Raw genomic sequence first — 4991 nt, 5'->3', positions numbered from 1 at the left:
CCCCGACCCGGCGACGGGTGCCTCCGCGGCCGACGGCGCCCTGTCCGGCGTCCCCGCGGCCCCGCCGGGTCCGGCCGCGCCCGCCGCCTTCAGGTCGGCGATCTCCATGCTGAGGAAGCGCCACCACATGACGCCGAAGAAGACGGCGAACAGCGGCCACTGCAGGCCGTAGCCCACGTTGAGGGCCGAGCCCATCGCCGATCCCGCACGTCCCCACTGCCAGATGGCCAGCCAGGTGCAGGTGACCATCGCGCCGAGTGTGAGGACGTGCCAGACCATCCACCTCGGGGACAGCAGCAGCCGCATCACGCCGACCAGGGTACGCACCCCGGCATGGCGACGGACCGGCCCCGACGAGCGCTCGGTCACTCGCCCGTCCGGTGGGCTCACCCCTCCGGCGGTCTCGCCCACCCGGTCGGCTCCCGCGCGGTGATCCTCGGTTCGCGCGGTGATCCGCGGACCGCGCGTGTCCGGACGCGCGCGAGCCGCGGATCAGCGCGCGCGATGCCGATCGGCGCGGTATGGATCAGCTGCCCACGCCCCACCGGCGACCCCGTGGCTCGGCCCGCGGAGCCCTCCGACACCCGGTGCGATGATCGGCCCATGACGAGCGGACCGGTCCCGGCACGACCGCGTGGGGCCCTGCGGGACTGGCTGAGCCCGGCGCCCCCGTCCTTCCCGGGCGTCGCCACCGACCCCCGCGAGCGACGGCTTATCGGCCTGGAGATCGCCGTCGTCCTGACCGTGACGCTGGGCCTGTCCGCGGTGCGCAGCGCGCTGTCGTTGCTCGAGGCCCTGCTGAACCCCGCCCCGCTGGCCGACCAGCAGGTCACCCTGAACGCGCCCGCGTCCACCGACGCCTGGATCGACCTCGCGTTCCAGCTGGTCCGCGCGCTGCAGCTGGCCGGATGGGGCGCGCTGGCCGCCTACCTGCTGCTGCGGGCGGGCATCGCGCTGCGCCGGGTCGGGCTCGACGGGCGGCGGCCGTGGCGCGACGCGGCGCACTCCGCGGGCCTGGCCGCGCTGATCGGCCTCCCCGGGCTGGGGCTCTACCTGGTCGGACGGCTCGCCGGGATCACCCCGGACGTCGCGCCCAGCACGCTGACCGACCAGTGGTGGCGGATCCCGGTGCTGGTGCTGTCCGCGGCGGCGAACTCCTGGGCGGAGGAGGTCGTCATGATCGGCTACCTGCTCACCCGGCTGCGGCGGCTCGGCTGGTCGGAGAACCGGTCGGCGTTCGCGGCCGCCGTCCTCCGCGGGTGCTACCACCTCTACCAGGGGATCGGCGCGTTCGTCGGCAACCTCGTCATGGGTCTGGTGTTCGCGCGCTACTGGCAGCGGACGAACCGGCTGTGGCCGCTCGTGGGCGCCCATCTGCTGATCGACGTCGTGGCGTTCGTGGGGTACGCACTGCTCGGTGGCGTGCTTCCGTTCTGACCCGGGAAAGCGGCCCTCACCAGCGGAAAGGTGACCCTGTCCAACTGAGACGGATACCCTTTCTGGAGCCGTTCCAGGAAACGTCGCCAGTCGCTAACCTGGAGGACATGACCGACGAATCGAAGTTCCACGCCCTGCTCCGCGACCAGGTCCGGAGCGAGTTCACCGCCGCCCAGCAGTACCTCGCGATCGCCGTCTGGCTCGACGACGCCGACCTCCCGCAGCTGGCCGCGCACTTCTACGCGCAGGCCGTCGAGGAGCGCAACCACGCGATGATGATGGTCCAGTACCAGCTGGACAACGACCTCACGGCGACCATCCCCTCGGTCGGCGAGGTGCAGAACGACTTCGCCTCGGTCGAGGAGCTGGTGCAGCTCGCGCTGACCCAGGAGAAGCAGGTCACCGAGCAGATCACCACGCTGGCCCGCACCGCCCGCGACGAGGACGACTACCTCGGCGAGCAGTTCCTGCAGTGGTTCCTGAAGGAGCAGGTGGAGGAGGTCGCCTCGATGACGACGCTGCTCACCATCGTCCGCCGCGCCGGCGACGATCTGTTCCACGTCGAGGACTTCGTGGCCCGCGAGCTCGCGCGCGGTGACGCCGCCGACGCGACCGCCCCGGCCGCCGCGGGCGGCGCCCTGTAGGAACCACTCGTCGGTCCGACCCGGGTCCCGGCGCTCCTCGCGGGAGCGCCGGGGCCCGCGGCCGTCTAGCGCAGGGTGATCTGCTTGCCCGCGAGCACGTCGCGCGCCCGGTGCTCGGACTCGGTCAGCGGCGTGGCGTCCAGCCCGGCCACCGCCTCGTCGAGCCGCTTCGCGAACTCCGCGGCGGGACCCGCCCACTCCGAGGAGTGCATCTCCCGGTCGACGTCCCAGACCGGCACGAGCAGCCCGTGCGCCCGGAACGACCCGGCGTAGCGGGAACCCTCGCCCAGCTCCAGGCCGCCCTGGCCGGACAGCCGCGCCAGCGCCGCCATCAGCGTCGTCTCGTCCTCGGTCCGCACCCAGCGCACGTGCGCCTTGGACCCGGTGTCGACCCAGTACGCGCCACGCACGCCGTCGGCGGTGACCGCCTCGGTCGGCATGATCACCGAGTTGGCACGCTCCAGCATCGCCTGGGCCTCGGGGTCCGGGCTCTCCGACGGCAGCCACCACGCGAAGTCGGCGTGCACCGTCGGCTCCAGCGGTGTGCCGGGCTCCAGCACGTCCTGCAGCCGCTCGCCGGTGTGCCGCCCGGCGCCGACGACCGGCAGCGACGATCCCGGCTCGGCCGAGCGCGCCCAGGCGAGCGCCCCGGCCAGGTCGGCCGAGAGGTCCCCGGAGCGGGTCTGGACCTGCATGCCGAGCAGGACCTCGCCGTTGTCGCGCACGATCGCGGCGGACGCGCCCGGCAGCACCGAGGCCAGCGTGACCGGACCGCCGGAGCGGACCGGGAGGGCCGCCGTCGCCGACGGGAGGAACTCCCGCATGGCGACGAGGTCGGGCTCCGCCGCGAGACCCTCGAACGGCCGGATGACGATCACGTCGTCACCGGCGCCGTGGCAGGCCTTGTACCGCTTGCCGGAGCCGCAGGGGCACGGCCGGCGCGGGTTGTCCCCCGCGTCGGCGGTGCTGGCACGGTTGCGCGTCTTCTTACCCATCGCCGGGCAAGGTAGCGGGTCGTGCATGTCTTCGATCCGGCCGACCCCGGTTTCCTCGCCGACCCCTACCCCGCCTACGCCGCCCTGCGCGCCGCCGGGCCGGTCCACGACCACCCCGGTCTGGGCGTCCCGGTCGCGGTGACGCACGCGGCCTGCTCCGCCGTGCTGCGCGACCGCGGCCTGGGCCGCATCTGGTCCGACGCCGTGCCCGCGGCCGAGCTGGCCGCGTTCAACCTGCTGCACCGCAACTCGCTGCTGGAGCGTGAGGGCGAGCCGCACACCCGGCTGCGACGCCTGGTGGCCTCGGCGTTCGCCCGTGGCCACACCGAGCGGCTGGCCCCGCTGGTGCGGGCGCGGGCCGGGGCCCTGGTGGACGACCTGGTGGCCCGCATCCGCGACGGCGTCCCCGCCGACCTGGTGGAGCTCGTCGCCGCACCGCTGCCGGTCGCCGTGATCGCCGACCTGCTCGGCGTGCCGGAGGACCGCCGGGCGCCGCTGCGGGACTGGTCCGACGCGATCGTGCGGATGTACGAGCCCGACCCCGGCGACGACGGCCGTCGCGCGGCCGAGCGGGCGTCGGCCGACTTCACGGCGCTGCTGCGGGAACTGGTCGACGAGCGCCGGTCCGGCCGCGCCGCCCCCGCCGGGGACACCGGCACGGGACCGGACCTGATCACCGACCTGCTCGCCGTCCGGGACGCCGGGTCGCCGTCCGTCCGGCTCGACGAGGACGAGCTCGTCGGCACCGCGGTGCTGCTCCTGATGGCCGGGCACGAGGCGACGGTCAACGTCGTCGGGAACGGCGTGCACGCCCTGCTACGGCACCCGGACCAGTGGCAACGGCTGCTCGACGACCCCGGACTGGTCGGAACGGCCGTCGAGGAGCTGATCCGCTTCGACGCACCGCTGCAGCTGTTCGAGCGGACCGCCGTCGTCGACACCACGGTGGCCGGCCACCCGGTCCCGGCGGGCACCCGGATCGCGACGCTGCTCGGCGCGGCGGGGCGCGACCCGTCCGTCTTCGGCGACGACGCCGACCGCCTCGACGTCGGCCGCTCCCCCAACCCCCACCTGGGCTTCGGGGCCGGGGTGCACTACTGCCTGGGCGCCCCGCTGGCCCGGCTGGAGATCGCCGAGGTGCTGCGCGCACTGCTGGAACGCCTGCCCGACGCCGTCGTCGACGGCGCGCCGGCCCGGCGGTCACGGTTCGTCATGCGCGGCTGGGCGGAGCTGCGGCTGACCGCCCACACCGTCCGATGAACCGAATGCCGCAATGATCCGAGAGCCGAACGGTCCATTCCTGGGAGCCGTCGGCGAATTGTCGACGGCGCCGCGCAATCAGCGACGGAAAGGGGCGTCAAGAACGACCGGAACCGACGTCGACGACCATCGGACGACATGGTGGAATCGACGACGATGGAATCGTGGTCGGAACTGCTGCGGACCGTTCTCGCCGTGCCGGGGACGGGGTACACCTGCGTCGCCGACCCCACCACGGGCGAGCTCGTCGCGGACGCCGGCGGGCGTGCCGTACCCGGCCTCGCCGGGGTGCTCGGCTGGGGCGCCGCGCAGGTCGTCGCCGACGGACCGGTGTTCGAGGACGCGGTGATCACCACCCGGGAGGGCGACCACCATCTCCTGCGGGCGCTGCCCCGCGACGGCGCGGCCCCGCTGCTCGCCTACGCCCACCTCGACCGGTCCGGCAGCCCGGTCGCGCTCCTCCGGCGGGCACTGCGCCCACCCGCGACAGCCCCGGCACGGACGGATCCGCAGGTCGCAACGCCTGCTGTCGACCCGGCCGCAGCCCCGGCACGTCCGGTGATGCGGGCCCGACCGGCCGCGCCCGTGGTGTCGCCGCCCGGGCCCGCGGACACCGCACCGGCGACGATCGCGGTACCGAGGCCGTCGCCGGTAC

General features: G+C 74.5%; 4 protein-coding genes and 2 pseudogenes. 4 read left to right on the top strand and 2 right to left on the bottom strand.

Annotated elements, in window-relative coordinates:
* Nucleotides 1-327, bottom strand: a pseudogene (locus GTW08_RS08280) (hypothetical protein); the annotation flags it as partial.
* 276 nt (nucleotides 328-603) lie between these two features.
* Here GTW08_RS08280 and GTW08_RS08275 point away from each other — a divergent pair.
* On the top strand, nucleotides 604-1437 hold the full coding sequence (locus tag GTW08_RS08275) for a CPBP family intramembrane glutamic endopeptidase (protein ID WP_161151720.1): 834 nt from the start codon (nucleotides 604-606) through the stop codon (nucleotides 1435-1437).
* A gap of 107 nt (nucleotides 1438-1544) precedes the next feature.
* The gene (locus GTW08_RS08270) at nucleotides 1545-2081 is read left to right on the top strand and encodes a ferritin (RefSeq protein ID WP_083657986.1); all 537 of its coding nucleotides are present in this window, start codon (nucleotides 1545-1547) and stop codon (nucleotides 2079-2081) included.
* 65 nt (nucleotides 2082-2146) lie between these two features.
* Here the strand turns inward: GTW08_RS08270 and GTW08_RS08265 are convergent, their stop codons facing one another.
* Nucleotides 2147-3076, bottom strand: coding sequence for a DUF5926 family protein (locus GTW08_RS08265; protein ID WP_100879147.1), 930 nt, complete (start codon nucleotides 3074-3076; stop codon nucleotides 2147-2149).
* A gap of 21 nt (nucleotides 3077-3097) precedes the next feature.
* Between GTW08_RS08265 and GTW08_RS08260 the strand changes: the two genes are divergently transcribed.
* Together GTW08_RS08260 and GTW08_RS08255 are read left to right on the top strand one after the other, a co-directional pair.
* Nucleotides 3098-4336 (top strand): cytochrome P450, encoded by a 1239-nt coding sequence (locus GTW08_RS08260; RefSeq protein WP_161151719.1) that lies wholly within the window; start codon nucleotides 3098-3100, stop codon nucleotides 4334-4336.
* Nucleotides 4337-4474: 138 nt separating this feature from the next.
* Nucleotides 4475-4991: pseudogene (locus GTW08_RS08255) on the top strand (hypothetical protein); the annotation flags it as partial.

The sequence above is a fragment of the Pseudonocardia sp. SID8383 genome, assembly GCF_009864975.1.
GTDB classification, from domain to species: Bacteria; Actinomycetota; Actinomycetes; order Mycobacteriales; family Pseudonocardiaceae; genus Pseudonocardia; species Pseudonocardia alni.
Note: the sequence above shows the minus strand (reverse complement) of the source record. Positions and strands in the feature narration are given on the sequence as shown.

Coding starts and splice junctions, on each gene's coding strand:
- GTW08_RS08275 (WP_161151720.1), top strand. CDS start 604: ATGACGAGCGGACCGGTCCCGGCACGACCGCGTGGGGCCCTGCGGGAC.
- GTW08_RS08270 (WP_083657986.1), top strand. CDS start 1,545: ATGACCGACGAATCGAAGTTCCACGCCCTGCTCCGCGACCAGGTCCGG.
- GTW08_RS08265 (WP_100879147.1), bottom strand. CDS start 3,076: ATGGGTAAGAAGACGCGCAACCGTGCCAGCACCGCCGACGCGGGGGAC.